Genomic DNA, 24516 nt, shown 5'->3' on the forward strand with positions numbered 1-24516 from the left:
GTGCCCCGGAGCCCCGTACGGCGGCGCGGGCCGCGGCGGCGCCGCCGTACGGCGGGACGGGCACGGCGGGGCCCGCGTGGGCGTCCGGCACCGGTGCGTATCCCATGGCGGGCGCGCCGCCGCCCGCCGAGAAGTTCACCCCGCGTTCGATGCGGTCGAGGCGGGCCATCAGGGACCGCTCGTCGCCGTACGCGGCGGGCAGCAGCACACGGGCGCAGATCAGTTCCAGCTGGAGGCGCGGGGACGTGGCGCCTCGCATCTCGGTCAGACCCTCGTTGACGAGGTCCGCGGCGCGGCTCAGCTCGGCGGCGCCGAAGACACCGGCCTGGGCCTGCATCCGCTCCAGGACGTCGGCGGGGGCGTCGATGAGCCCCTTCTCGACGGCGTCCGGCACGGCGGCGAGGATCACGAGGTCGCGCAGCCGCTCCAGCAGGTCGGCGACGAACCGGCGCGGGTCGTTTCCGCCCTCGATGACCCGGTCCACGACCTCGAAGGCGGCGGCGCCGTCACCGGTGGCGAAGGCCTCGACGACGGAGTCCAGCAGCGAGCCGTCGGTGTAGCCGAGGAGGGAGGTGGCCATGGCATACGTCACACCCTCCTCCCGCGCACCGGCGAGCAGCTGGTCCATGACGGACATGGAGTCACGCACGGAACCGCCGCCGGCCCGCACGACGAGCGGCAGGACGCCCTCCTCGACGGGGATGTCCTCCTTCTGGCACACCTGGGCGAGGTACTCCCGGAGGGTGCCCGGCGGCACGAGCCGGAACGGGTAGTGATGGGTCCGGGACCGGATGGTCCCGATGACCTTCTCCGGCTCGGTGGTCGCGAAGATGAACTTCAGATGCTCCGGGGGCTCCTCGACGACCTTGAGGAGCGCGTTGAAACCGGCCGACGTGACCATGTGGGCCTCGTCGATGATGTAGATCTTGTACCGGCTGGAGGCGGGGCCGAAGAAGGCCTTCTCGCGCAGCTCACGGGCGTCGTCCACACCACCGTGGGACGCGGCGTCGATCTCGATGACGTCGATCGACCCGGGGCCGTTGCGGGCGAGGTCCCGGCACGACTGGCACTCCCCGCAGGGCGTCGGGGTGGGACCTTGCTCACAGTTCAGACAGCGGGCCAGGATCCGGGCGCTGGTCGTCTTGCCGCACCCGCGCGGACCACTGAACAGGTACGCGTGATTGACCCGGTTGTTCCGCAGCGCCTGCTGCAACGGGTCGGTGACATGCTCCTGCCCGATGACCTCGGCGAACGACTCCGGGCGATAGCGGCGGTACAGCGCGAGAGACGACACGCATACGAGGTTATAGGCGCCCGCTGACAACCGGACCCGCCCGAAGATCCACCGCGGCCGCGGGAGAGATCCACCTCGGTCAGAGAGGAGATCCATCTCGGTCGCCGGGAAGATCCGCACTCAGTCACCGGGAAGATCCGCCCCCGGCAACGCAAGCGCCCCCCACGCACCCGCCAGAGCCGACCTACCCTTGCTGCCTTCCGGCCCTGGGGGAGTTCAGTCAGATAGCGCCGCGTGAGGGGCTGCGCACAGCCTACCCGATGGCGGCCTGCGAGAACGAGTTCGCGAGCACTCCCTCGGGTCATGTAATGTTCTCGACGGAGGATTCGCCTAGAGGCCTAGGGCGCACGCTTGGAAAGCGTGTTGGGGGCAACCCCTCACGAGTTCGAATCTCGTATCCTCCGCCAGTGCCTCACCGGGCACGATGTCGAAGGGCCCCACCGCTTGCGGTGGGGCCCTTCGACATGTCCGTCGGGGCGCCGTCCCGTAAAGCTCTAGGCGCCCTCGTTCCGGTGCCGGCGAGGGCGGTCGGGGAGCCAGAAGGCGCGGGACATGACCCTCTGCTCGTGCTTGGTCTGCTCCCGGGTCAGCTGTTCCTTGAAGCGGCGTCCGTGTGCCCTCAGGGCCACGGTGGTGAGCCGTTCGGCGAGGGTGCCGAGTCCGGCCGACTGGAGGGTGTCGACGAGGACCGCCTGATCGGTGAGCGAGCGCGTCCGTACCGTGTGGTGCACGAGCCGTTCCAGCACGCGTTCGACGCGCGGGCGGACGCCGCCGGCCGAGTCGAGCCGCCTGGCCAGCAGGGCGACGTCGACGATCGGGCAGTGGACGTACCGGTCGTGGATGATCGCGTCGAGATGTGCGGTGAGCGAGGCCGCTTCGAGGGCCAGCAGCAGGGGAGCCAGGGTCGCCGGGTCCATGGTGCCGGCGTGGCGGCACAGGACGTGCCGGCTGGCGTAGGCCGATCCGGCCTCGGCGAGGGCCGCGAGGAAGAGGCCCGCCTGGCCGACCAGCTCGTCGTGCACCGTGCAGCGGAAGACGGCCTCGGCAGGCTCGTCCAGTCCGTGGCGCTCCAGCCAGGTGAGCAGTGCGGCGGCTTCGGCGGGCGTGAGGACCCGGGCCGCCGTCCGCATGATCGACTCCAGCCCCGGAGCCATACGGCCCAGCAGCTCCAGCAGCTGGACGATCTCGCTCACCGCTCTCGTCCGCACCGTCAGGACCAGCAGGTTCGCCGCGAACTGATGGCGCCCGGTCATATAGAGTTCACTGATCAGGACGGCGACGTCATCGACGGGACGGCTTTCCCCGGCCCGCGCCAGCACCGACCAGGCCCGGCCGTCCCGCAGCGCCAGGACGAGCGGGATCAGATGCCCGACGCTGCGGTTCTGGGTCCGGTCGAAGACGGACTCGGCATCCCGCTCCAGACCGTGGTGGGCCAGCGAGCGCAGGAACTCGGCCACGTCCGCCGCGGACCGGCCGGCCGCCGCCGCCCGCTGCAGGGCGTCGGCGTACCGGGCCAGGCACACCTCGCGCAGTCCGATGCTCAGCGTCACCAGGTCCGACACCGGCCGCTGGGCGGCAGCCGCGGACAGCGAGGCGACCACCGCGTCGTCGAGCTCGCCACCCGCCAGAGTGAGCGCCACGGACACCACGTCGGGGACCGGGCGGACCACGGCCGCCGCCCCCAACAGGCCCTCGGCATGCTGGGGAAGTCCCGCCCGGTGCAGCGCGAGGGCGAAGTCGGCGGCGTCCTCGGGCTGGTGGAACTTCACCGACGCCTGCACCAGGATCAGTACGTACTCCTCGAGGCCCTCCCGGAACAGCTCCCGGGCCAGGGAGCTGGTGTCGTCGACCGAGCGGACCATCACCATGGCGGGCAGCGCGGTCTGCGCGTGCGCGTCGAACCCCGCCTGCCGCAGGGCGGAGAGGAGGCCCGCCACCTCCTCGATGGTGCGCGACTGGCTGGCCGATCTCACCAGCTCGCTCGCCATGGCCTTCCGGGTACGCAGCTCCAGGTCCCCCACGGCCCGCACCAGCTCGGGCACCGAGGACCTGCGGTCCGCCTCCTCCAGCATCACCATGATGGAGGGGAGACCGTCGTCCTCCCGCTCGTCCCCGCCCAGCTCCTGAAGGGTTTCGAGCCTGGCCTCCAGCCGGTGGCACCGGTCCTCGGCGGCGATCAGTTCGGCGCGGGTGACCGCCAGGGCCTCCTGCAGGTAGATGACCTGTTCCTGAAGGTCACCGCTCTCCTCCTGGAGCCGTGCGTACTCGCCCTGCCACAGCTCCACCTCGCCCCGGTGCGCGAGGCGCTGTTCCTCCAGTTGCGTCTCCAGATTCCGGCACCGGCCCCGCACGCTCGCCAGGCGGGCCTCCCGGTCCAGCAGCGCCTCCTCCAGGGCGCGCTGCCGAGTCGTGATCCGCCGGGTCTCCTCGTCGGCATCGGCCAGCTTGTCCTGGAGGGCCTGCACCTCGCTGCTGTGCTGGTTGCTCTTCAGCGCCGCCCGGTGCAGATTCCGCAGGGCCGCCTCCGCCTCGGGGGTGAGGGGGGCCTGGACCTCCTGGACATCCGCGATGACGCCCGCGACGAAGTCCCACGGCGGGACCCGCTCACCGTTGAGGTAGCGGGTCACGGAGCTCGCGTTGAGGAACCGGCGTGCCGCGTAGCGCCGCACGCTGATTCCGAGCACGAGGAAGATCTGGCGCAGGTTCTCTGCCAGCGCTTGCCGCTCCGGGGGCAAACCGTCCTTCAGCGGGGCCAGATTGACCGGTCGGACCGGGATGGCCACGGCCACCTCGGCAGGGGTGCGCACCTGTCCGTCGTACATCCCGCCAGTATCGCGGCGCTCCAACTCGCCTTGTACCGAAGTGGTGTTGCCATCCCGGATGGCAACACCCGCGCGTGCTGCCATCCCGGATGGCAACACCGGCAGCGGCTTTCGGGGCCCTCCGACCCGCCGCGATGAACCACGATCGGAGCCGACACGCGCCGATCGTGAGCGAGAGGAAGACCATGACCATGACCGACGATGCCAAGCCCGGCCACGCCGCACGGCCCCGGACCGCCCGGGCGGCCTTCTGGCACCGTCTCGCCCGTCAAGCGGCCCTCGGCGCGGCCGGTGCGGCCGGTTCGGGGATGGTGAGCCTGCTGGTGTGGTGGCTGCGCGGCGGCTGACCCGCGCCGTCTGCCGGGATCAGGGCATCAGGGGATCAGGCGTTGTTCCTTCGCCGCTGCCACCGCTGCCGCTCTCGTGGTGACGCCGAGTTTGTCGTAGATGCGGCGGAGGTGGGTTTTGACGGTGGCCTCGCTGATGTAGAGGCTGCGGGCGATGTCGCGATTCGTCAGGCCCTGGACGAGGTGGCCGAGGATGTCGCGTTCGCGGGGGGTGAGGGTGGGGCGGGGGGTGCGGAGCTGGGACATCACGCGGCTGGCGACGGGGGGTGAGAGGGCCGTGCGGCCCTCGGCGGCGGCCTGGATCGCGGCGAAGAGTTCCTCGGGGCGCTCGGCCTTGAGGAGGTAGCCGGTGGCGCCCGCCTCGATGGCGCGGGTGATGTCCGCGTCGGTGTCGTAGGTGGTGAGGACCAGGATGTGCGGGGTCGTCCCGGTCCCGCCGTCCGGTTCCTCCGCCGCCAGGATGCGGCGGGTCGTTTCGACGCCGTCCATGCCCTCCCCCAGCTGGAGGTCCATGAGGACCACGTCGGGGCGGAGTCTGCGGGTCAGGGCGATGGCCTCCTCGCCCGTGGCCGCCTCGCCGGCGACCTCGATGTCCGGGGCGCTCGACAGCAGGGCGCGCAGGCCCGCGCGGACCACGGCGTGGTCGTCGCAGAGGAGGATCCGTACGGTCATTCCGGCTCCGGGGGTGGGCTGGTCAGGGGGATCGCCGCCGACAGGACCGTGCCTTCGCCGGGGGCCGACTCGATCGTCAGGGTGCCGCCCAGCTGGCGCAGGCGGGCGCGGATCGCGGGGAGGCCGTGACCGCGGATGTCGCGGCCGCGGACCGGTGCGCCGGGCGCACCGGGTGTCCCGGATGCCCCCGCCGTCCCGGGGACGAAGCCGCGGCCGTCGTCCGCGACGTCCAGGACGATCTGGTCGTCCAGGCAGGTCAGGGTGATCGTCGCGGTGGTGGCCGCCGCGTGTTCGCGGACGTTGGCCAGGGCGCCCTGCGCGATGCGCAGCAGGGCCGACTCGACCAGGGCGGGGAGGGGGGCGGCGGGAGTGCCCTCCGTGTACAGGCGGACCGTGAGGGCGGCGTCGGTCTCCCGTTCCGCCAGCGCGGCCAGGGCGTCCCGCAGGCCCGCCCCGCTCGCCAGGTCGGCCGGGGTGAGGTCGTGGACGAAGCGGCGGGCCTCGGCGAGGTTGTGTTCGGCGACCGAGGCGGCCGTACGGATGTGGGAGCGGGCCGTGTCCGGGTCGGTCTCCCAGAGGAGGTCCGCCGCCTGGAGCAGCATCCGCTGGCTGGACAGGCCCTGGGCGACGGTGTCGTGGATCTCCCGGGCCAGGCGTTCCCGCTCGGCCAGCATGCCTTCGCGGCGCTCGGTGGCGGCGAGGACGCGGCGGGTGCGGACCAGGTCGTCGATGAGGACGCGCTGGCGGGCCGACTGGCGTTCCATGGTGACGAAGACGGCCGTGGCGATCGCGGCCACCGCCGGGGGCGCGAGGAGGACGTTCGGGTCGGCCCAGCCCGCCAGTTCCAGCTGGGCGGCCACCACCAGGCCGGTGAGCAGCGCGACCAGGGTGACGGCGGCCCGCGGCGGCAGTGTGCGCAGGCCGGTGTAGAAGAGCGGGACGGCGCACCACGCGAAGCTCGGGGCGAGGGCCACCAGGGTCGCCCAGGTGGCCACCACCGCTCCCAGCCAGATCATCCGCCGCGCGGTGAGGCGGGCGCCGAGCGCCGGGCCGAGCACGTACAGCGCCGCCAGCAGGACCGAGAGGGCGATGACCCAGGGGGTGCGGGGTTCGGGGCCGTGCCGGGCGAGGTAGCGGGCGAGGGAGGCGCCGAGCAGCACGAAGAATGCGGTGTGCATGACGGCGGTGAGGGCGGTGCGGGCGTCCTGTCCGACGTCCTCCGCGGCCTCCTCGGCCTGCGCGTCCTCGGCGGCCTCGGCGTCCTCCGCGTTCGGTCCGGTGTCCCGTACCGCGTCGTCCGGCGGGTGCCTCATCCGGTTCTCCCTCCTTCCTCTTCCGCGCTGAACGGGGCTGAACTGGGCAAACATCTCCATTGTCGGCCCCGGCGGGCCATCCGGGGTCAGCCGTTCGGATGACCCCCGGGTCGTCCGGTCCGGTCGCTCGGCCGAGCCCCTACGACGACCGGACGGGCCCGGATACGGCCGGAGGATCGAGGTCGGTTCCGCTCCACGAGCGAACGACGAGCCGACCGACGAAAGGTCACCCCCGATGAAGCACAGCAAGAACACGATGAAGCACAGCGAGAAGCTGTCCCGCCGCGCCCGCGTCCTGACCGGTGCCGCCCTGCTCGCCGCCGTCGCCGCCACCGGCACGGTCGCCGCGCACGCCGCCGACTCCACCGGCGCCGCCGCTCCCGCGAGCGCCCCGGCCACCGCGTCGGGCGCCGCGCAGGACAACCTCACGCACAGCACCCATCTGACGATCGACGCCGCCGTCGAGGGCGCCCGGGCCGCGCTGGACGCCGCCGAGAAGGACGGCCGGCGCGTCACCGTCGCCGTCGTCGACCGCAACGGCAACACGCTCGTCACCCTCCGCGGCGACGGCGCCGGACCCCAGTCCTACGAGTCCGCCGAGAAGAAGGCGTACACCGCCGTCGCCTGGAACGCCCCCACCTCCGAACTCGCCGAGCGCCTGGCGCAGACGCCCAACCTGAAGGACATCCCCGGCACGCTCTTCCTCGCGGGCGGCGCCCCCGTCACCGCCAAGGGCGCTCCCGTCGCCGGCATCGGCGTCGCCGGGGCACCCTCCGGCGACCTCGACGAGAAGTACGCCCGGGCCGGCGTGGCGGCGCTGGCCCGCTGAGTGCCACGGAGTGCCACGGAGACCGCGGGGTTCACTCGATCCGCACCGTGCGCGCCACCGTCACCTGGTCGAACTCCGACACCCGCACCGTCACCTTCATCCGCCAGCTGCCCGGCACCGGCAGGTCGAGGGTGTCGGTGGCCCAGTAGCCGCCGCGGTCGGCGAGTTCCGCGTCGATCGGGCCGATGTCCTGGGCGGGGAGGGTGAAGGCGAGCCGGAGTTCGGGGACGGTGGCGAGGCCGCCGTCGGGGGCGAAGACGACGGCCTGGACGGAGTTCTCGCCGGTGCGGGCCGGGTCGAGGGTGATCTGTACCGTGCCGCTGCCGCCGGGGGTGCCGACGTCGAAGGGCACGCTGGTGGTGGTCGTGGGCGGCAGCCCGGTCACCGGTCCGGCCGCCGCCGCCTCGGCCGCGGCGCGGCCCGGCAGGGTGCCGGTCAGCAGGGTCGTGAGCGCCAGCACCACCGCGCCGACGACGAGTTCGGCGAGGACCGAGCGGCGCAGGCGTCGCCGGTCCGGGCGGGCGTCCAGCGGGCCGGGCTCTCGCGGTTCGGGGGCCGGGAGCGGCTCCCGGCGCGCGTCGGCGACCGGGCCCCCCGCTGCCTTTGGGGCGACCGCCGCCGCCGCGCCCACCGGCTCCGGCGCCTTCTCCCGTACGACCGTCACGTCCCTGGTCCGCGTCGGCTCCCGCACCAGCCGCCGGGACACCGCCGCCGCGCCCAGCAGCACCACGACCGCCGCGAGTTTGAGCAGCAGCAGGCGGCCGTACGCGGTCCGGCCGAGCGCGTCGAGCGAGCCCAGGCCGCGCCAGGACTGGTAGACGCCGGTGGCCGCGAGGACGGTCACGGAGGTGAAGGCGAGACGGGAGTAGCGGTGCACGGTCGCGGCGGGGAGGGTGTCGCGGCGCAGGCAGGCCAGCAGCGCGGCGAGTCCGCCGAGCCAGGCCGCCATGGCCAGCAGGTGCAGCACCGAGGAGGTCATCGCCACCGGTACCTGGATCCCGGCGGAGGCGTGCTCGGCGGCGGCCCAGGTGAGGGCGAGGCCCACGGCGAACACCGCGTGGATCCAGGGCATACGGCGCCTGGGCAGCCGTACGAGCAGCAGGAGGAGCGCCAGACGGCACAGCAGGGCGATCCCGGGGCGGCCGGTCACGGTCCGTCGCAGGCCGTCCGGGTCGAGGGCCGTCCAGGGGGCCGTGCCCGTCTCGTACGGGGCGCGCAGGAGGAGCAGGGCGAGGGTGGTCGCGAGCAGGGTCCACCAGCCCGTGGCGAGCAGTCCGCGCAGCGGGCGGGGGTCGGGCGGGCGGCAGACGGTGGCGAAGGCTGCGGTGCCGAGGAGGAGGGCCACGGCGAGGTAGGCGAGGTGGCGGGCGAGGGTGTGCAGGGCCTTGGTCGCCGGGTGTTCGGGCGGGCCGGTGTCCGGCAGGGCCGTCGTACGGCTGCGTTCGCCGATGGAGAAGGTGAAGGCACCGGAGACGGGGTGGCTGTCGGCGGAGACGACCCGCCAGGCCACCGTGTAGGTGCCGGTGCGCAGGCCGTCGGGCAGGGTGACGCGGACCGTGTCGTCGCCGTCGGGCGCGTGCTGCGTCTCGCCGAGGCGGACCCGACGATTGTCGGGGCCGAGCAGCCGCACGGAGCCGTCGAGCAGGCCGACGGACTCGGTGAAGGAGAGGGTGAGCTGCCGGGGCGCGGTCTTCAGGACGGTGCCGTCGCGGGGGTCGGTGCCGGAGAGCGCGGCGTGCGCGGAGGCGGGGGCGGCGGAGCCCAGGAGGACGAGCAGGGTCAGAAGCGCTATCGGCAGCGCTGTCAGGAGCGCGGAGCCGCGCAGTCGTCCGCCCTCGTGCATCAGGTCCGTACACCTCCGGGGAGAGCCGCTCAGGACTCCTCGGGAGTCCTCAGGAGTCATACGGCTGTCCCGGCCCGGGCGTTCAGCCGCTCACCAGGTCGGCCGCGCCGTCACCCCGCCGTCAGGGCGGTCTGCCCCTCCAGCAGCCCTTCCAGCCTTCTCATGGACGGCAGAGTTCCGTGATCCGCGCGGCCTCGGACGGATAGCGCGCCGTCAGGTCGGCGGGGTCGCCGTGCTCGTAGTCGGCGTAGGTGAAGCCGGGTGCCATGGTGCAGCCGAAGAGCGTCCAGGAGCCGCCCTCGGCGACCCGGCCGCCCATCCAGGTACCGGCGGGCACGATCAGCTGGACCCGCTGGCCGCCGAGGACGTCCGGGCCGAGCACGGCGGTGCGGGTGGTGCCGTCGGGGGCTAGCAGCAGGAGTTCCAGGGGGTCGCCGAGGTAGAAGTGCCAGATCTCGTCGGTGGGGAGGCGGTGCAGCGCCGAGTGGTCGTCCCGGGTGAGCAGGGCGACGATGGCGCTGCCCTCGGGGCGGCCGTCGGGGCGTTCGGGACCGGCCCAGGTGCGCCGGAACAGGCCGCCCTCGCGCGGGATCGGTTCGAGTCCGTAGTGCGCGATCAGGTCTTCGGGCGTCACCCCCAGAAGGCTACTCCGACGGCCGTCCCCCCGGGCGATCCGGACGGTCTCCCCGGGATCACGCGGGGGAGACGGCCTCCCGGCGCAGGAAGGCGAGTCGGGCCCGCTTCTCCGGCAGGTACACCTCCGGCAGGTCGACCTCCGGAAGCACCACCGCCGGGCCCGTCTGGAATCCCTGCTTCGCGAACCGGGCGATGGCCTTCTCGTTGCGCACGTCCGGGTCGACGACGATCCGGCGCCGGTCGAGGGTGCGGAAGACGTACGCGGTGATGGCGGCCACCAGTCCGGCCGTCCAGCCGGGACGCGCGCCGCCCGTCGCCGTGGTGGGGGCGAGGAGCAGGTGGACGCCGATGTCGCCCGGCTCGACCTCGTAGCACTCGCTCACCCGGTCGGCCTCCGGCTCGTAGGTCTGGAGCAGGGCGGCCGGAGTGCCGTCCTTCACGAGGAGGAAGGCGTGGTGGGTGTCGAGGGTGTCCATGTGCAGGTACACGTCGGCGACCTGGTCCCGGGTCAGGTCGTTCATGCCCCAGAAGGAGGCCCGTTCCTCGCTGACCCAGCCATGGACGACCTCGGCGTCACCCTTGGCGTCGAGGGGAAGGATGCGGACGGTGCCGAAGCCGTCGATCACCTCCTCGTGGACGGTTTCACGTGAAACATAGGGATCGGACAACGGCTTCTCAGACATCGGTCTCCTTCATGAGCTGGTCCCAGTCGGTGACGACCGGGACGAGTTCTCCCCCGGTCCACAGGGGGAGCTGGTCACGGTGGTGCGGCGAGCCGGGCACGCCGGACGCGCCGAACGGCACGACCCACCGGCTGTCCTCACGACGGGCCAGGTCCCACACATAGCGGGCGGCCGGTCCGCGGGCGGCCAGGTCGGTGAGGCCGGGGACGGCGGAGGTGCACAGCACACAGTCGTGGTCGCCGGAGAGGCCGGGTTCGTCGTACGACGTGCCGGTCAGGGCCCGCCAGGGGGCGAGGCGGTGGGTGTCGCCCCACGTGCCCCGCGGCGGCTCCCCCGCGACCTCCTCCAGCGCTTCGCGGACCAGGGCGGGGCGGTCGATGCCGTACAGCTCCTCCGCGCGGAGGAGGTGTTCGAGGGCGTAGCCGATGCGCACGGTGGGGTTGAGCCAGGGCAGCAGGGCATCGGGGTAGGCGGGCACCTCGCTGAGCGGCGCGAACGCCGGGTGCGCGGCGAGGCGGCGGACGAGTGCGCTGCGCACGGCCGCGTAGGCGGCGGCGTCGGTGCTGCCGGCGTCCATGCGGCGGTCCCAGCGCAGCAGCCGGTCGCGCAGCCGCTCCGCCTCGGGGGTGAGGCCGTCGAGGGCGGCGAGCCGGTCGAGGAGGGGCGTGGCGGAGGCGAGGTGGGTGTCCATGTGGAGTGCGGGCATGTCGCCGGGCGCCCAGCGCTCCTTCTGCGCGAGCAGGGCGGCGATGCGTTCGGCGCGGTGCGGCGGGGCGAACTCGACGCCGAGAGGGGCGGCGGGGCCGCGCTGGTTGGCCATGACGGCGACGCCGTCGGTGAGGCCCGCGCGGGGCGTCTGCTGCCAGCCGGTCCACTCATGGCCGGGCTCCCAGGCGGGGACGGGCCGGACACGGTTGGCGAAGGGCCGTTCCGGCACGCGGCCCGCGACCCGGTGCAGGGTGCCGCCCTCGGTGTCGGCGGCCTGCACCACGTTGACCGGCTCGGCCCATCGGTCGAAGGCCCGGTCGACGTCGGCCACCGTGCGGGCCCGCAGCAGCGGGAGCAGGGCGCCGAAGCCGAGGTCGGCGGTGACGCGGGGCGGACAGCGCAGGCTGAGGGCGAGCGGGGTGCCGTCGTCGAGGCCCTCGGGGCCGCCCGCGACGACCGGACCCCGGTCGGTCTCGATCACCTCGACGGGCACCCGCTCCTCACCGCGCACCTCCACGTACTCGGTGTGCAGGGCCGCGCGGTGCCAGCCGCCGTCGGGTCCGAGTGCCTCCACCCCGGCCCCGGTGCGGCGCAGCCGTTCCTCGTACAGGTCCTGGTAGTCGGCCATCGCGTTGGTGATGGCCCAGGCGACAGCGCCGGTGTGGCCGAAGTGGGCGATGCCGGGGACGCCGGGCACAGCGAGGCCGACGACGTCGAACTCCGGGCAGGACAGACGGATCTGCTGGTAGACGCCGGGGTCCTCGATCCAGCGGTGCGGGTCGCCGGCGATGACGGCGTGTCCGGTCACGGTGCGCTCGCCGGACACCAGCCAGCCGTTGCTGCCGGAGGTGCCGGGCCCGTCGGTGGCGAACAGCCCGACGGCCTCGGGCCCCAGGTGCCGTACGGCGTGGGCGCGCCAGAGCTTGGCGGGGAAGCCGGCGAAGAGGAGGTGGGTGGACAGCCAGACGGCGAACGGGGTCCAGGGCTCCCAGCGGCCGGGCGCCAGGCCGGTCTCGGCGAACTCGGGGGCGCGGCGGGCGCCTTCCGCGAGGCCCTCGTTGACGCCGTCGACATAGGCCCGGACGAAGTCCGCCGACTCGGGGTCGCGTTCGGCGAGGGCGTCGAAGCAGCGGCGGGCGGTGTCGGCGAGCCGGGCGCGGCGGGCGAGGAGGTCCCAGGAGAGGGCGTCGGTGCCGAGGAAGGCCGCCGAGGTGCCCTGGGCGCGGTGGCGTTCGATCTCCAGCTGCCAGGCGCGGTCGAGGGCGGTGACCCGGCCCTGGAGGCGGGCGAGTTCGGCTGCGCCGCCGGCCCGTAGGTGCGGGATACCCCAGCTGTCCCGGTAGATCCCGTGGGTCCCGGATCTTTCTGTCGTCACCCTGTGACCCCTCTTTGCTTTAGGTTAGGCTTGCCTAAGTCATTGCGTGGCGGAATCGTACGCGAAGCGTGAAGGGGCGCCATGGGGCAGGGGCACGGTTGGCAGGGCGCGGTCCTCAGGCTGATGCGCGGAAAGGACTACGTCCTCACCGTGACGGGCGCCGAGGCCGTCACCGAGGACTACCGGCGGGTGCACCTCACCGACGGCGGGCTGCTCGCGGCCACCGGCGTCCACCCGACCCTGTGGGTCCGGCTCTGGTTCGAAGGGCCGGCGGACGGACTGCCGAGCCGCGCGGACGCCGGGCGGCACGAGATCCGGACCGTGCCGCGCGAGGACGGCGGCGCCCGGCTCGCCGAGCGGGTCAGGGCCGAGCTGCCCGCGCTGCTGCGGGCCACCCCGCACCCGTACGTCTGGATCGCCTGCGACACCGCGACCACCCGCACCCTCGCGGCGTACGTCCGCAAGGAGCTGTCCGTGCCGAAGGAGCGGACGCACGCGCTGGGGTACTGGCGCGCGGCCTGAGGGCTCCCGCCGTGCGCGCGGCATCGGACGGCCCCCGCCGGGCGCGCGGCCCGTCGCCGGACGCGAGATCATCGCTCCATGGACGTCACCCTCCGACTCGCCCAGGACCCCGACGCCGACGCGCTCCTCGGCCGCAGCCCGCTCGCCGCGCTGGTCGGCATGCTGCTCGACCAGCAGATCCCGATGGAGTGGGCGTTCAAGGGGCCGTCGACGATCGCCCGGCGGCTCGGCGCCGACGACCTCGACGCGCACGAGATCGCCGCGTACGACCCGGAGGCGTTCGCCGCGCTGCTCAGCGACAAGCCGGCCGTGCACCGCTACCCGGGCTCGATGGCCCAGCGGATCCAGCAGCTGTGCCAGTACCTCGTGGAGCACTACGACGGTGACGCCGCGGCCGTGTGGCGGGACGCGGGCAGCGGACGCGAGCTGCTGAAGCGGCTCCAGGAACTGCCCGGCTTCGGCAGGCAGAAGGCGCAGATCTTCCTCGCCCTGCTCGGCAAGCAGCTCGGGGTCCGGCCCGAGGGGTGGCAGGAGGCGGCCGGCGACTACGGGCAGCCGGGGGCCTTCCGGTCCGTCGCCGACATCACCGGGCCGGAGTCGCTGGCCAAGGTGCGCGCGCACAAACAGGAGATGAAGGCGGCGGCGAAGGCCGCCAAGGCGGCGAAGAAGTAGCGGTCATTCGGCTGGCCCGTCCCGGGTGGCGGGGGGCGTACGCGCGGTCCGAGCATGAACCATGGCCGAGGCACCGACGGGCTCCCCGTGGGAACCCGAGTACGACGACCGCAGGACCCACCACACCGGACCGGCACCCGCCGGTCACGCACCCGAGCCCCCGTTCGAGGGCCCCCTGCACGCGCTGTCCCGCGCCGCCTGGCAGATCGTGCTGCTCACCGGTGTGGCCTCCCTGGTCCTGGGCGTCCTCGTCCTCGTCCGGCCGGGCGCGTCGCTGCGCGCCGCCGGGGTCCTCTTCGGCCTCTACCTCCTCCTCAGCGGCCTCCTGCAGCTGGTCTCCGCGTTCGGCACGCACAAGACGACCGCGCTGCGCGTCCTGGGGTTCATCAGCGGCGCGCTGTCGCTCCTGCTGGGCCTGCTCTGCTTCCGCGGCCCCCTGCAGTCGATCCTGCTGCTCGCCCTGTGGATCGGGATCGGCTGGCTGTTCCGCGGCATCACCCAGACCCTCGCCGCCGCCTCCGACCCCGGTGTGCCCGCGCGCGGCTGGCAGACGCTGCTCGGCGTCGTCACCTTCCTCGCCGGAGCCGTTCTGATCGTCTCCCCGTTCGAGTCGCTCGCCGTCCTCACCGTGGTCGGCGGCTGCTGGCTGATCGCGGTCGGTGTCGTCGAGATCCTCACCGCCGTCCGCATCCGGGCGCGGGCCCGGCAGGTCCCGCACGAACGGTGAGCGCCGCCGGTACGCCGGGGTCCGCGAGCGGCGGCACGGCGTCACCCCCGGCCCGCCCGGGCCACATGGCCGCGCCCGCGCGGACCCGCCGGGCAGCCGCGTCCGGGCAGGCCGGCGCACCGTACGCCCGGGACCGGCCGCGCCCCCGCCGCGTACGCCGAGCGAGCGGATCTCGGGGGTGGCGCCATGCGCGCCGTGGGTCCGCCGGGGAGACGGCTTCCGTGAGCATCGCGGCGAGTCGTGCGCGCGGCCGGATCCCGCTGCGGCTGCTCGTGCTGCTGCTCGCGTTGCTGATGCCGGCTGCGCCGGTGGCCGCCACCGGGATTCCGGTCACGGCGGTGGCGGGCGAGGTGGCCGAGGCCGATCTCACCGAGGCGGCGCCGCGGCCGGTCGCGCGGGGCACCGGACGTCCCGTCGTGCCGCGGCGGCCCTTGCCGGCCCCCGCGGCTCATCCCCTCCGTCCGGCCCCGTCCGCCGTCCCCGCGGGCCGCCCCGCGGTGGCCGTACCTCCGTACCGCGTCCGTGTCCTGCGTTCCGTGGTGCTGCGCTGCTGATCGGGCCCCGCCCCGGTCAGGTATCACCACGACACAAGGAGCACAACCATGCCCATGGATCCGTACGCGGTGCTGCGCGCCCTGGTCCGCGCCGAGGCGGCGCGCAGCGCCGAGAAGCCGGAAGCGCACAAGCCGCGCCCGCAGCAGCCCTCGGTGCCGGAACGGGGCCGCTGAGCAACCGGTACGGCCCGGCCGGGTCAGCGCCTGCGCCGGGCCGTACCGAAGACGGAGCGGGTGATCTCGCGGCCGATCTGGGTGCCGATCGAGCGGGCCAGGGACTTGAACATGCCGCTGCCGACGACCTGTTCGACGACGGAGGCGTCACCCCTCCGTTCCCTCTGGCCCCTCTGGCCCCTCTCGCCCCTCTCGCCCTTGTCGCCCCCGGCGCCCCTGTCGTCCTTCGGCCGCCGCTTCGGCTCCGGCTGCCGCTCCGGCTCCGGCTCCTCGCGCCGTCGCAGCTTCTCGTAGGCCGACTCCCTGTCCACAGGCTGTGCATACCGCTCGAACAGCGGGGAGCCCGTCACCGCCCGGTCCAGCGCGGCCGGCTCGACCGGGCCCATCAGCGACTCGGGCGCCCGCAGCCGGGTCGCGGCGACCGGTGTCGGCGCCCCCTTCTCGCTCAGCACCGTCACCACCGCCTCCCCGGTGCCCAGACCGGTCAGCAGCTCCTCCAGGTCGTAGGCGGAGTCCGGGAAGGTCCGCACCGTCGCCTTCAGCGCCTTCTGGTCGTCCGGGGTGAAGGCGCGCAGCGCGTGCTGGATCCGGTTGCCGAGCTGGGCGAGGACGTCGGCGGGGACGTCCTTCGGGGTCTGGGTGACGAAGAAGACCCCGACGCCCTTGGACCGGATGAGCCGCACGGTCTGCGTGATCGACTCCAGGAACGCCTTGGACGCGTCGCCGAACAGCAGATGCGCCTCGTCGAAGAAGAAGACGAGCTTCGGCTTGTCCACGTCCCCGACCTCGGGCAGATCGTGGAAGAGGTCCGCCAGCAGCCACATCAGGAAGGTGGAGAACAGCCGCGGCTTGTCCTGTACGGCGGGCAGCTCCAGCACGGAGACGACGCCCCGGCCGTCCGGCGCCGTCCGCAGCAGCTCCGCCGTGTCGAACTCCGGCTCCCCGAAGAACGTGCCCATGCCCTGCGCCTCGAACGCGGTCAGCGAGCGCAGGATCACCCCGGCCGTGGCCGCCGACAGCCCGCCGAGTTCCTTCAGCTCGGCCTTGCCCTCGTCGGAGGTGAGGAACGCGACGACGGCCCGCAGGTCCTTCAGGTCGAGCAGTTCCAGGCCCTTGCCGTCGGCGTAGTGGAAGATCAGGCCGAGGGACTGCTCCTGCGTCTGGTTCAGCCCGAGGACCTTGGACAGCAGGACCGGGCCGAAGCTGGTGACCGTGGCCCGTACGGGGATGCCGTGGCCGAGGCCGCCGAGGGCGTAGAACTCGGCGGGAAAACCGGTCGCCGTCCAGCGCTGGCGGACCTCGGCGGCACGCGAGCGGATCTTGTCGTTGTCCGCGCCCGGCGCGGAGACGCCGGAGACGTCGCCCTTCACGTCGGCCAGGAACACCGGCACGCCCTGCGCCGACAGCTGCTCGGCGATCAGCTGGAGCGTCTTGGTCTTGCCGGTGCCGGTGGCGCCCGCGACCAGACCGTGCCGGTTGAGCACCGGCAGCGGGACGCGTACCTGCGCGTCGGGCAGGCACCGGCCCTCCCAGAGCAGCGCGCCCAGGTCCAGGGCGGGCCCGGTGAACGCGTATCCGGAGGCGATCTCCAGCGCCTTTGCGGGGAGCGCGGGAGCATGCGTGGGCGCCTCGGGCGCGGGGGCGGCGGGCGGGATCTCGCGGTCGCTCATGGCAGCCCTCTCACATCGGCCCCCGTTTCCGTTTCGCCCCGGTTCACGGCATCTTTTCCAGCGTCGCACTCCCCCTTCATGGCTGCGCCCGGAACGCCGGGACCGGTAGGCTTTCCGTGTGATCTTCAAGCGCATCGGAAACGGCCGGCCGTACCCCGACCACGGCCGGGAAAGCACCCGGCAGTGGGCGGACGTGGCGCCGCGCCCGGTCCGCCTCGATCAGCTCGTGACGACCAAGCAGCAACTCGATCTGGAGACGCTGCTCGCCGAGGACTCCACCTTCTACGGCGACCTCTTCGCGCACGTCGTGAAGTGGCAGGGCGACCTCTATCTGGAGGACGGCCTGCACCGCGCGGTCCGCGCGGCCCTCCAGCAGCGCCAGGTGCTGCACGCACGCGTGCTCGAACTGGACTGACCCGTCCGCGGGCCCCGGTTGGCCCTTTCGGGTTCTTTCACGATTCCCGCGCCACGTCGAGTGATCATCTAATAGGCATCGCCGCCCGCGCGCACTACGCTGCGCCCATGAGCATGCTGACTCCCCCCGGCATGGGCGGCCAATACCGGATCACGGGGGACAAGTACCCGCGGATGCGCCGGCCCCGCAGGCGCGGCAGGCTCGTGGTCCTCGCCGCCGCCTCCGCCGCCGTCCTCGGCATGCTCGGCTGGGGCACCCTCCAGCTGATCGATGTCTTCACCGGCGACGGCGACAAGGCCGCCGCGGCCGGAACAAAGAGCGACTGCGGCACCGAGGCCAGCCCTTCACCCGGCGCGAGCCGACCCACCGCCGCGCTGCCCGAACCGGGCGCGATCACCGTGAACGTGCTCAACGCCACCACCCGCGCCGGCCTCGCCAAGAAGACCGCCGACGAGCTGAAGAAGCGCGGCTTCCGCATCGGGGACGTGGGGAACGCGCCGAAGGAGTACGACAAGAAGGTCAAGGGCGCCGGGATCCTCCTCGGTCCCGCAGCCGCCCTCAACACCTCGCTGCCGGTACTCGCCGCCCAGCTCCCGGCCGCCGAGCGCCGCACCGACGCCGCCCGGGCGGGCGGCGCCGTCGACCTGATCATCGGCGACGCGTACCGGTCCCTGGCCACCAGACCGGCCGCCGACAAGGCCCTGGCCGCGCTGACCGCCCCGGAGCCGACGCCGACGACGACGGCGAAGACGGCGAAGAAGACCTGCTGAACCCTCCTGGCGGCGCGGAAGAGCAGGTGAACCCCTTGCGGGCTTCCGGCCGGGCCGCCGCGTTCCGGCGGGCGCTCTCCCGCGCCCTTCGCGGCGCGCGCACCGGCCAGGCGCCGCTCCACAAGCCCGTGGCGGCCACGCCGGCGAGGCGCGCTCCGGGAGCCGGTGTCGGCCGCGTCCGGCGACGTGCCGCCCAACCCCGGAGGGGCTACTCCGCCGAGCCGTACATCCGGTCACCGGCGTCGCCGAGGCCCGGGACGATGTAGCCGTGCTCGTTCAGGCGCTCGTCGACGGAGGCGGTCACGACCGTGACCGGCGTTCCGGCCAGCTCCCGCTCCATGACCTCCACGCCCTCGGGGGAGGCCAGCAGCACCACGGCGGTCACATCGTCCGCGCCGCGCTTGATCAGCTCCTGGATCGCCGCGACCAGGGTGCCGCCGGTGGCCAGCATCGGGTCGAGGACGTAGACCTGGCGGCCGGAGAGGTCCTCCGGCATCCGGGTGGCGTAGGTCGAGGCCTGGAGCGTCTCCTCGTTGCGGATCATGCCCATGAAGCCGACCTCGGCGGTCGGCAGCAGCCGGACCATGCCCTCCAGCATGCCGAGCCCGGCGCGCAGGATCGGCACCACCAGCGGGCGCGGGTGGGAGAGCTTGACGCCGGTGGTGCGGGCGACCGGCGTCTGGATGTCGACCTGCTCGGTGCGCACGTCGCGCGTCGCCTCGTAGGCGAGCAGGGTGACCAGCTCGTCGGCAAGACGGCGGAAGGTCGCGGAGTCGGTGCGCTGGTCGCGCAGCGTGGTGAGCTTGTGGGCGACCAGGGGGTGGTCGACGACGTGGAGACGCATGCCCTAACAGTAACCGCGCCCGCTGTCCCCTTCCGCCCGTCGCACGGTGGCGTCAAACCGGCCGTCCGGGGGAAAGTGGAGAACGGACTGGGAGGTGTGCCTGTGCCCGAGCTGCCGGACCTGCCCGCGCCCGATCCGTCGGACGACGGGTCCCGCCCGGAGACCGACGCGGAGCGCCGCCGCCGGCGGGCGCAGTTCCTCCGGGAACTCGCCGAGGCCCGGGAGCTCCGCGACCGCGTCCAGCCACGCCGCGCCAAGGTGGCCCGGCTGCGCCACGCGATGCGTATGCGAACGTTCCGCTGGTAGCCGCGCCGGCGCGCGCGACGGCGGGAAGATCCGTGCCGCGTACGGACGTTGTGGGGGTGGGAGTGCGTGGACGGACCGGAAAGCCGCGTACGATCCGCAGGTGGCGGCAACGAGTCTGCTGGTGAGTCGTTCGCGGACGTGCGACGAAACAGCCGGACACAGGGGGCCGAAGACGTCCCCTGAACGCTTTGTTTCTGCCACGATTCCGAGTGGGTGGGGCTCGGAGCCCTGAACTCCCCGCCCGTAACCTCCGCCGGGGGGACCCCCAACCGGCACGCCTATGACCAGTGGGAGAGTCACGGTGTACTTCGCCGCACTGCTCGCGCGCACCGAAGACGGGTGGGAAGCGAGCGACACAGAGCTCGACGATGTGGAAACCCTGTCGGATCTGGCCGACCTGGCCCGGGAAGCCTCTCCCGACGAGGACACGGTGCTCGTCCTGATCGAGCAGGAGGGCGCCTGGTTCGGCGTCGTCCGGGTCGACGGCGAGGACGATCCTCGGATCTATGTGTCGGAAGCCGCCGCCGCTGCCCGCAGCAGCTACGGCGAGATCCTGCTCACCGACGAACTGCTCGGCCGGGAGCCCGGCGACGACCAGACCGACCTGGACGCCCTCGACCTCGACGGCACCGAGGACGGCGAACCGGAGCCCGCGGACGCCGACGAGGACGCCGGGACCGTCGGTTCCGCCGAGTCGGTGCCGCACGGCCCGGTCGGCGACCCCGGCCTCCTGGAGGACCTGGGCATCGACGCGAAGGAGCTGCGGGCTCTGGACGGTGACGCGGTCAACGCGATCGCCGACGCCCTCGGGGCCGCGGACGTCCTGGAGGCGGTCCGCTGACCACTCCTTCGGTGACCGGCGGCGCACCGGGTCCCGTCGACCCGGTGCGCGACCGCTGGCGGGCCGCCATGCGGCTCGCCCTGGACGAGGCGCGACTGGCCGCCCGGGGCGGGGACGTCCCGGTCGGCGCGGTCGTGCTCGCCCCGGACGGCACGACGGTCCTGGCGGCCGGCCACAACGAGCGGGAGGCGACCGGCGACCCGACCGCGCACGCGGAGGTCCTGGCGATCCGCCGGGCCGCCGCCGCGCTGGGCGAGTGGCGGCTGTCCGACTGCACCCTGGTGGTCACGCTGGAGCCCTGCACGATGTGCGCGGGCGCCCTCGTGCAGTCCCGGGTGGACCGGGTGGTCTACGGCGCCCGGGACGACAAGGCGGGTGCGGCCGGCTCCCTGTGGGACGTCGTCCGCGACCGCCGGCTCAACCACCGCCCCGAGGTGATCGAAGGCGTGCTCGCCGAGGAGTGCGCACGCCTGCTCACGGACTTCTTCCGCGCCCGCTGAGCCCCGTGAGCCCCCGGTGGCTCCCGTGCGCCGGGATGCCCCGGGAAACGGATTTCAGACCACGGCCCGGCGTGCTGTAAGGTCTCCCTCGGTAGCGTGTCCGAGCGGCCGAAGGAGCTCGCCTCGAAAGCGAGTGTGGCGCAAGTCACCGAGGGTTCAAATCCCTCCGCTACCGCTTGAGAAGGGCCCCGTCGTCAGACGGGGCCCTTCGTGCGATCATGAGCCCTCGACGCACACCGGTGACAGGAGTGACAGGGGAGGCCGCGGTGGCGGTGAACGCCAAGAAGATCGCCGTCTATCTGGTCGTGGTCTTCGTGCTCTACGTGATCATCACGGACCCGGAGGGGGCCGCCGGCTACGTCCAGATAGGCTTCGAGGGCATATCGGACGCCGCGGGGGCACTGGGCGACTTCGCGACGTGGGTCGCCAACGGAGGAAAGTCATGATCCGCCACTTGGTCCTGTTCAAGCTCGACGCGGGCATCGACCGCGACGACCCGCGCGTGGTGAAGGGCGTCGAGGCGTTCCGCGCGCTGGACGGCAAGATCCCCGAGATCCGCTTCTGGGAGCTGGGCTGGAACCTCAGCGACCGGCCCGTCGCCTATGACTTCGCCATCAACTCGGGCTTCGAGGACGCCGACGCGCTGCGCCGGTACGTGGAGCATCCGGAGCACCAGGCGGGGGTGGCGCTCTGGAAGGAGTTCGCCACCTGGGTGATCGCGGACTACGAGTACTGAGCCGCGGGACGCCGCCCGGCCGCTCCGCGCCTGAGCCCTCCGCCGTCCGGCGGGGGGCTTTTTCATGCCCTCTTCGATGGCTTTTATCTCAACTCATCCCTCAACACGGTGTTATGGGGTGCTTGCACACAGTGCACATGTCTTGTGATGCTATGACCGCTTTTGACGGATGAGTTGATCGATGAAGAGGTGGCGTTGACCGTGTCGGCCAGTACTGCGCCGCCCCAGGAAGCCGCATCGCGCGAAACCGCACCGCGCAGCCGCGGTGCCGACACCCGGGCCCTCACCCAGGTGCTCTTCGCCCAGCTCAAGGAGCTCCAGCCGGGCACACCGGAGCACGACCGGGTGCGCGGGGCGCTGATCGAGGCCAACCTCCCGCTGGTGCGGTACGCGGCGGCCCGGTTCCGCTCCCGCAACGAGCCGATGGAGGACGTCGTCCAGGTCGGCACCATCGGGCTGATCAACGCCATCGACCGCTTCGACCCGGACCGGGGCGTGCAGTTCCCCACCTTCGCGATGCCCACCGTGGTCGGCGAGATCAAGCGCTACTTCCGCGACAACGTGCGCACCGTCCACGTACCGCGCCGGCTGCACGAACTGTGGGTGCAGGTCAACAGCGCGACCGAGGACCTGACCACCGCCTTCGGGCGCTCCCCGACGACCGCCGAGATCGCCGAGCGGCTGCGGATCACCGAGGAGGAGGTGCTGTCCTGCATCGAGGCCGGGCGGTCGTACCACGCCACCTCGCTGGAGGCGGCCCAGGAGGGCGACGGACTGCCGGGCCTGCTCGACCGGCTGGGCTACGAGGATCCCGCACTGGACGGCGTGGAGCACCGCGACCTCGTCCGGCACTTGCTGGTGCAACTGCCGGAACGCGAACAGCGGATCCTGCTGCTGCGCTATTACAGCAACCTGACCCAGTCACAGATCAGCGCGGAGCTCGGCGTTTCCCAGATGCATGTCTCCCGGCTGCTCGCCCGCAGCTTCCAGCGGCTGCGGTCGGCGAACCGGATCGAGGCGTGACGCCCCGCGCCGGACGGTGCGGGACGCCCGTATGGGGCCGTTTGCGCACCGGGTGAATCAAACCGGCGCACAACCGAAAGCCTGATCCACCGGTCACCGTCGCGAGCGAATCGCTCACCTGCGCTGTCACCGGCGTCCAAGTGCCGAAATGCCGTCAGACCGCTTGTTTCCAGGGCGGATTCGCGTCCTGCATGTCGACATGTCACTACAGCGTGTTGCCGACATGTGACATTCTGCCGGAAGCGCGTTTGCCGGTGCCTCGGCTCCGGTATTCAGGTGAAGGCTGCGTTCCTCGGTGGGAGCGTCCGCCAGACCGTCCCGCGACCCAAAGGGGGTGGCATGTCCGCAGACCAGGGCAGCTCGAAGGTGCTCACGCTCACGAAGAGCGAGGCAGCGACCGTCGAGCCCGACGTGCTCGACGACGTTACGGCCCTCGGGGCCGTGCCGGCCCCGGCCCTCCCGACGGCAGACGCCCCGGCGGATGTCCCGGCCGACGTCCCGGTGCTGCCGGCCTCGGGAGACATCGACACCCGCACCCTGTCCCGCTCCCTGTTCCTGCGGCTCGCCGCGCTCGACGAGAACAGTCCCGAGCGCGCCTACGTCCGGGACACGCTGATCGAGCTGAACCTCCCCCTCGTGCGGTACGCGGCGGCCCGCTTCCGCTCCCGCAACGAGCCGATGGAGGACATCGTCCAGGTCGGCACCATCGGGCTGATCAAGGCCATCGACCGGTTCGACTGCGAACGCGGCGTGGAGTTCCCGACGTTCGCGATGCCGACGGTGGTCGGCGAGATCAAGCGGTTCTTCCGGGACACCTCGTGGTCGGTGCGGGTGCCCAGGCGGCTGCAGGAGCTGCGCCTGGCCCTGACCAAGGCCAGCGACGAACTCTCCCAGAAGCTGGACCGCTCGCCCACGGTCGGCGAACTCGCCGCCGTGCTGGGCGTGTCCGAGGAGGACGTGGTCGACGGCCTCGCGGTCGGCAACGCGTACACGGCGTCCTCACTGGACTCGCCGGCCCCCGAGGACGACGGCGGCGAGGGCTCACTGGCCGACCGGCTGGGTTACGAGGACAGTGCCCTGGAGGGCGTCGAGTACCGCGAGTCCCTGAAGCCGCTGCTCGCCAAGCTGCCCCCGCGCGAGCGCCGGATCATCATGCTCCGCTTCTTCGCCAACATGACCCAGTCGCAGATCGGCGAGGAGGTCGGCATCTCCCAGATGCATGTCTCCCGGCTGCTCACCCGGACGCTGGCGCAGCTGCGCGAAGGACTCATCTCCGACTGATGCCCCTCTTCTGAGGCGAGGCAGGGACGCGTGGCCGTCGAGGCGCCGTGATCGGCGCGTCGGCGGCCGTCCTGCGTCCGGGCGTGGTCCTGGCACGGGCGGCGGGAATCCGGAGGATCCGGGGGACGCGTCGCGAGCGGGAGGCGGACGCGGGGCGCGCAGACGGCGGTACGGCCGACGGGAGGCGTACGGCCGGTGCCGCTCGGCGAGGGCGGGCCGGGTGACTCCCCCGCGGCTGCGGCGAGTTCTCCCAGCTCCCGCACCGGGGCCGAACCGTCGGCGACAGGGGGCGCTTGCGCGCGGCAGCCCGCCCAGTGGGGACCGGTCCCGGCTGGGCGCCCGGGCGGCGGCTCGGCACAGAGCCCGGACGACGACCTCGCGGGCACCCGTCCGGCACCGCCCGGTTCACCGGGCCCGGCGCCGGCTCCCGGTGCTACGACGCCACGATCCGGTCGGCCGCGGCTGATGCGTGGAGGTGACGGTCGCCGTCCCGAACACCGGTGGGACCGCGGTGCGCGGGGGCCCGGTGACCCTCGGGACGCACCTGATCGGCGCACCGGGGGTCGGCTGGGGGACGGTCGAGTCCACCGTGGACCTCCCGGCGCCGGTCGCGGCCGGCGCGCGGGAGGAACGGAACTGGACGGTGTGCGTGGAGAAGGGGATGTCCGTCCAGGGCGAATAAGGGAAGCGAGGCGCTTCGCCGGCGCCGGACGCTACTTCAGCGCCAGCCAGGCGACCGCGGCGACGATCGCCACCGCGACGACGACACCGACGATCAGACCGATGCGGGGGCCCGCCGGAGCGGACGCCTGCCGCTGGGCCTGGGGCGCTTCGTCGACGAACGCGCGGAACATCTGAGTGCTGCCCGCGGGGTCGTAGTTGCCCTGGGGGTTCTGGGTGTTGGCCATGCCCCGAGACCCTAGCGAAGAGACGGGGTCCGGCCCAAGGCCGGGGTGGCG

Annotated in this window: 28 protein-coding genes, 2 tRNA genes and 1 other RNA gene; 19 read left to right on the plus strand and 12 right to left on the minus strand. The window is 73.0% G+C overall.

Annotated features, from left to right (window positions below):
• Positions 1-1294 (minus strand): DNA polymerase III subunit gamma and tau (locus VE614_RS19825; protein WP_324938536.1); only part of this gene is annotated, 1294 nt, incomplete at its 3' end.
• A 148-nt stretch (positions 1295-1442) separates the two neighbouring features.
• Positions 1443-1541: signal recognition particle sRNA small type (gene ffs / locus VE614_RS19830), an RNA gene on the minus strand.
• A gap of 72 nt (positions 1542-1613) precedes the next feature.
• Here ffs and VE614_RS19835 point away from each other — a divergent pair.
• A tRNA-Ser gene (locus VE614_RS19835) sits at positions 1614-1701 on the plus strand.
• 87 nt (positions 1702-1788) lie between these two features.
• On the opposite strand, the gene VE614_RS19840 is transcribed toward VE614_RS19835, so the two are convergent.
• Positions 1789-4116, minus strand: a complete 2328-nt coding sequence (locus VE614_RS19840) for an ATP/GTP-binding protein (RefSeq protein WP_324938540.1) — start codon at positions 4114-4116, stop codon at positions 1789-1791.
• A gap of 191 nt (positions 4117-4307) precedes the next feature.
• Between VE614_RS19840 and VE614_RS19845 the strand changes: the two genes are divergently transcribed.
• Entirely contained in the window at positions 4308-4463 is a 156-nt protein-coding gene (locus VE614_RS19845; RefSeq protein ID WP_324938543.1) for a hypothetical protein, read from the plus strand.
• Between the two features lie 27 nt (positions 4464-4490).
• Here the strand turns inward: VE614_RS19845 and VE614_RS19850 are convergent, their stop codons facing one another.
• Together VE614_RS19850 and VE614_RS19855 are read right to left on the minus strand one after the other, a co-directional pair.
• Positions 4491-5135, minus strand: a complete 645-nt coding sequence (locus tag VE614_RS19850) for a response regulator transcription factor (protein WP_324938546.1) — start codon at positions 5133-5135, stop codon at positions 4491-4493.
• Positions 5132-6448: a sensor histidine kinase gene (locus tag VE614_RS19855; RefSeq protein WP_414719613.1), complete on the minus strand. Its 1317-nt coding sequence runs from the start codon at positions 6446-6448 to the stop codon at positions 5132-5134. The genes VE614_RS19850 and VE614_RS19855 overlap by 4 nt, the downstream gene beginning before the upstream one ends.
• Before the next feature lie 256 nt (positions 6449-6704).
• Between VE614_RS19855 and VE614_RS19860 the strand changes: the two genes are divergently transcribed.
• Positions 6705-7277, plus strand: coding sequence for a heme-binding protein (locus tag VE614_RS19860; protein WP_324938700.1), 573 nt, complete (start codon positions 6705-6707; stop codon positions 7275-7277).
• A gap of 31 nt (positions 7278-7308) precedes the next feature.
• Here VE614_RS19860 and VE614_RS19865 read toward each other — a convergent pair whose 3' ends face one another.
• From VE614_RS19865 to VE614_RS19880, 4 genes are all read right to left on the minus strand, one after another.
• Positions 7309-9120 (minus strand): copper resistance CopC/CopD family protein, encoded by a 1812-nt coding sequence (locus VE614_RS19865; RefSeq protein ID WP_324938549.1) that lies wholly within the window; start codon positions 9118-9120, stop codon positions 7309-7311.
• A gap of 160 nt (positions 9121-9280) precedes the next feature.
• Positions 9281-9754 (minus strand): cupin domain-containing protein, encoded by a 474-nt coding sequence (locus VE614_RS19870; protein WP_324938553.1) that lies wholly within the window; start codon positions 9752-9754, stop codon positions 9281-9283.
• Between the two features lie 58 nt (positions 9755-9812).
• Positions 9813-10439, minus strand: coding sequence for a GNAT family N-acetyltransferase (locus VE614_RS19875; protein WP_324938557.1), 627 nt, complete (start codon positions 10437-10439; stop codon positions 9813-9815).
• Positions 10432-12522, minus strand: coding sequence for a penicillin acylase family protein (locus VE614_RS19880; RefSeq protein WP_324938560.1), 2091 nt, complete (start codon positions 12520-12522; stop codon positions 10432-10434). The genes VE614_RS19875 and VE614_RS19880 overlap by 8 nt, the downstream gene beginning before the upstream one ends.
• 81 nt (positions 12523-12603) lie before the next feature.
• Here VE614_RS19880 and VE614_RS19885 point away from each other — a divergent pair, with 81 nt between their 5' ends.
• The 5 genes from VE614_RS19885 to VE614_RS19905 all read left to right on the plus strand — a co-directional run bounded on the left by VE614_RS19885 (position 12604) and on the right by VE614_RS19905 (position 15171).
• Positions 12604-13044: an SIP domain-containing protein gene (locus VE614_RS19885; protein ID WP_324938563.1), complete on the plus strand. Its 441-nt coding sequence runs from the start codon at positions 12604-12606 to the stop codon at positions 13042-13044.
• A 78-nt stretch (positions 13045-13122) separates the two neighbouring features.
• On the plus strand, positions 13123-13716 hold the full coding sequence (locus VE614_RS19890; protein ID WP_324938566.1) for an HhH-GPD-type base excision DNA repair protein: 594 nt from the start codon (positions 13123-13125) through the stop codon (positions 13714-13716).
• A 61-nt stretch (positions 13717-13777) separates the two neighbouring features.
• Positions 13778-14443 carry an HdeD family acid-resistance protein gene (locus VE614_RS19895; RefSeq protein WP_324938569.1) on the plus strand — a complete coding sequence of 222 codons (666 nt, stop codon included), beginning with the start codon at positions 13778-13780 and terminating at the stop codon, positions 14441-14443.
• Positions 14444-14664: 221 nt separating this feature from the next.
• A complete protein-coding gene (locus VE614_RS19900) occupies positions 14665-14997 on the plus strand; it encodes a hypothetical protein (protein WP_324938572.1) in 333 nt (110 codons plus the stop codon).
• A 48-nt stretch (positions 14998-15045) separates the two neighbouring features.
• Positions 15046-15171 (plus strand): hypothetical protein, encoded by a 126-nt coding sequence (locus VE614_RS19905; RefSeq protein ID WP_324938574.1) that lies wholly within the window; start codon positions 15046-15048, stop codon positions 15169-15171.
• A 23-nt stretch (positions 15172-15194) separates the two neighbouring features.
• Here VE614_RS19905 and VE614_RS19910 read toward each other — a convergent pair whose 3' ends face one another.
• Complete coding sequence (locus VE614_RS19910) at positions 15195-16841, minus strand: helicase HerA-like domain-containing protein (protein ID WP_324938577.1); 1647 nt, start codon at positions 16839-16841, stop codon at positions 15195-15197.
• 118 nt (positions 16842-16959) lie between these two features.
• On the opposite strand from VE614_RS19910, the gene VE614_RS19915 reads away from it, so the two are divergent.
• Both VE614_RS19915 and VE614_RS19920 read left to right on the plus strand, forming a co-directional pair.
• Positions 16960-17256 (plus strand): type II toxin-antitoxin system VapB family antitoxin, encoded by a 297-nt coding sequence (locus tag VE614_RS19915; RefSeq protein ID WP_004943146.1) that lies wholly within the window; start codon positions 16960-16962, stop codon positions 17254-17256.
• 131 nt (positions 17257-17387) lie between these two features.
• Complete coding sequence (locus VE614_RS19920) at positions 17388-18026, plus strand: LytR C-terminal domain-containing protein (RefSeq protein WP_324938703.1); 639 nt, start codon at positions 17388-17390, stop codon at positions 18024-18026.
• A gap of 208 nt (positions 18027-18234) precedes the next feature.
• On the opposite strand, the gene upp is transcribed toward VE614_RS19920, so the two are convergent.
• Positions 18235-18870: a uracil phosphoribosyltransferase gene (upp, locus tag VE614_RS19925; protein WP_086167719.1), complete on the minus strand. Its 636-nt coding sequence runs from the start codon at positions 18868-18870 to the stop codon at positions 18235-18237.
• 111 nt (positions 18871-18981) lie between these two features.
• On the opposite strand from upp, the gene VE614_RS19930 reads away from it, so the two are divergent.
• The 9 genes from VE614_RS19930 to VE614_RS19970 all read left to right on the plus strand — a co-directional run bounded on the left by VE614_RS19930 (position 18982) and on the right by VE614_RS19970 (position 24239).
• The gene (locus VE614_RS19930; protein WP_324938706.1) at positions 18982-19176 is read left to right on the plus strand and encodes a hypothetical protein; all 195 of its coding nucleotides are present in this window, start codon (positions 18982-18984) and stop codon (positions 19174-19176) included.
• Positions 19177-19477: 301 nt separating this feature from the next.
• Positions 19478-20017: a hypothetical protein gene (locus VE614_RS19935; RefSeq protein WP_324938709.1), complete on the plus strand. Its 540-nt coding sequence runs from the start codon at positions 19478-19480 to the stop codon at positions 20015-20017.
• Between the two features lie 68 nt (positions 20018-20085).
• On the plus strand, positions 20086-20517 hold the full coding sequence (gene tadA, locus VE614_RS19940; RefSeq protein WP_086167762.1) for a tRNA adenosine(34) deaminase TadA: 432 nt from the start codon (positions 20086-20088) through the stop codon (positions 20515-20517).
• A 90-nt stretch (positions 20518-20607) separates the two neighbouring features.
• Positions 20608-20692 (plus strand) — tRNA-Ser (locus VE614_RS19945).
• A 91-nt stretch (positions 20693-20783) separates the two neighbouring features.
• Complete coding sequence (locus VE614_RS19950) at positions 20784-20963, plus strand: hypothetical protein (protein ID WP_324938581.1); 180 nt, start codon at positions 20784-20786, stop codon at positions 20961-20963.
• Positions 20960-21253, plus strand: coding sequence for a Dabb family protein (locus tag VE614_RS19955; RefSeq protein WP_324938584.1), 294 nt, complete (start codon positions 20960-20962; stop codon positions 21251-21253). Before VE614_RS19950 ends, VE614_RS19955 begins: the two co-directional genes overlap by 4 nt.
• A gap of 162 nt (positions 21254-21415) precedes the next feature.
• On the plus strand, positions 21416-22276 hold the full coding sequence (locus VE614_RS19960; protein ID WP_324938587.1) for an RNA polymerase sigma factor SigF: 861 nt from the start codon (positions 21416-21418) through the stop codon (positions 22274-22276).
• A 339-nt stretch (positions 22277-22615) separates the two neighbouring features.
• Positions 22616-23557, plus strand: a complete 942-nt coding sequence (locus VE614_RS19965; RefSeq protein ID WP_324938590.1) for an RNA polymerase sigma factor SigF — start codon at positions 22616-22618, stop codon at positions 23555-23557.
• 526 nt (positions 23558-24083) lie between these two features.
• Complete coding sequence (locus VE614_RS19970; RefSeq protein WP_324938592.1) at positions 24084-24239, plus strand: hypothetical protein; 156 nt, start codon at positions 24084-24086, stop codon at positions 24237-24239.
• A gap of 31 nt (positions 24240-24270) precedes the next feature.
• Here VE614_RS19970 and VE614_RS19975 read toward each other — a convergent pair whose 3' ends face one another.
• Positions 24271-24465, minus strand: a complete 195-nt coding sequence (locus VE614_RS19975) for a hypothetical protein (protein WP_324938596.1) — start codon at positions 24463-24465, stop codon at positions 24271-24273.
• Between the last annotated feature and the right edge of the window lie 51 nt (positions 24466-24516).

Source organism: Streptomyces sp. (genome assembly GCF_035645055.1).
Taxonomy (GTDB): Bacteria; Actinomycetota; Actinomycetes; order Streptomycetales; family Streptomycetaceae; genus Streptomyces.

Coding starts and splice junctions, on each gene's coding strand:
- VE614_RS19920 (WP_324938703.1), top strand. CDS start 17,388: ATGGGCGGCCAATACCGGATCACGGGGGACAAGTACCCGCGGATGCGC.
- VE614_RS19865 (WP_324938549.1), bottom strand. CDS start 9,120: ATGCACGAGGGCGGACGACTGCGCGGCTCCGCGCTCCTGACAGCGCTG.
- VE614_RS19840 (WP_324938540.1), bottom strand. CDS start 4,116: ATGTACGACGGACAGGTGCGCACCCCTGCCGAGGTGGCCGTGGCCATC.
- VE614_RS19965 (WP_324938590.1), top strand. CDS start 22,616: ATGTCCGCAGACCAGGGCAGCTCGAAGGTGCTCACGCTCACGAAGAGC.
- tadA (WP_086167762.1), top strand. CDS start 20,086: ATGCGGCTCGCCCTGGACGAGGCGCGACTGGCCGCCCGGGGCGGGGAC.
- VE614_RS19885 (WP_324938563.1), top strand. CDS start 12,604: ATGGGGCAGGGGCACGGTTGGCAGGGCGCGGTCCTCAGGCTGATGCGC.
- VE614_RS19860 (WP_324938700.1), top strand. CDS start 6,705: ATGAAGCACAGCGAGAAGCTGTCCCGCCGCGCCCGCGTCCTGACCGGT.
- VE614_RS19845 (WP_324938543.1), top strand. CDS start 4,308: ATGACCGACGATGCCAAGCCCGGCCACGCCGCACGGCCCCGGACCGCC.
- VE614_RS19910 (WP_324938577.1), bottom strand. CDS start 16,841: ATGAGCGACCGCGAGATCCCGCCCGCCGCCCCCGCGCCCGAGGCGCCC.
- VE614_RS19855 (WP_414719613.1), bottom strand. CDS start 6,448: ATGAGGCACCCGCCGGACGACGCGGTACGGGACACCGGACCGAACGCG.
- VE614_RS19905 (WP_324938574.1), top strand. CDS start 15,046: ATGCCCATGGATCCGTACGCGGTGCTGCGCGCCCTGGTCCGCGCCGAG.
- VE614_RS19895 (WP_324938569.1), top strand. CDS start 13,778: ATGGCCGAGGCACCGACGGGCTCCCCGTGGGAACCCGAGTACGACGAC.
- VE614_RS19975 (WP_324938596.1), bottom strand. CDS start 24,465: ATGGCCAACACCCAGAACCCCCAGGGCAACTACGACCCCGCGGGCAGC.
- upp (WP_086167719.1), bottom strand. CDS start 18,870: ATGCGTCTCCACGTCGTCGACCACCCCCTGGTCGCCCACAAGCTCACC.
- VE614_RS19890 (WP_324938566.1), top strand. CDS start 13,123: ATGGACGTCACCCTCCGACTCGCCCAGGACCCCGACGCCGACGCGCTC.
- VE614_RS19850 (WP_324938546.1), bottom strand. CDS start 5,135: ATGACCGTACGGATCCTCCTCTGCGACGACCACGCCGTGGTCCGCGCG.
- VE614_RS19955 (WP_324938584.1), top strand. CDS start 20,960: ATGATCCGCCACTTGGTCCTGTTCAAGCTCGACGCGGGCATCGACCGC.
- VE614_RS19875 (WP_324938557.1), bottom strand. CDS start 10,439: ATGTCTGAGAAGCCGTTGTCCGATCCCTATGTTTCACGTGAAACCGTC.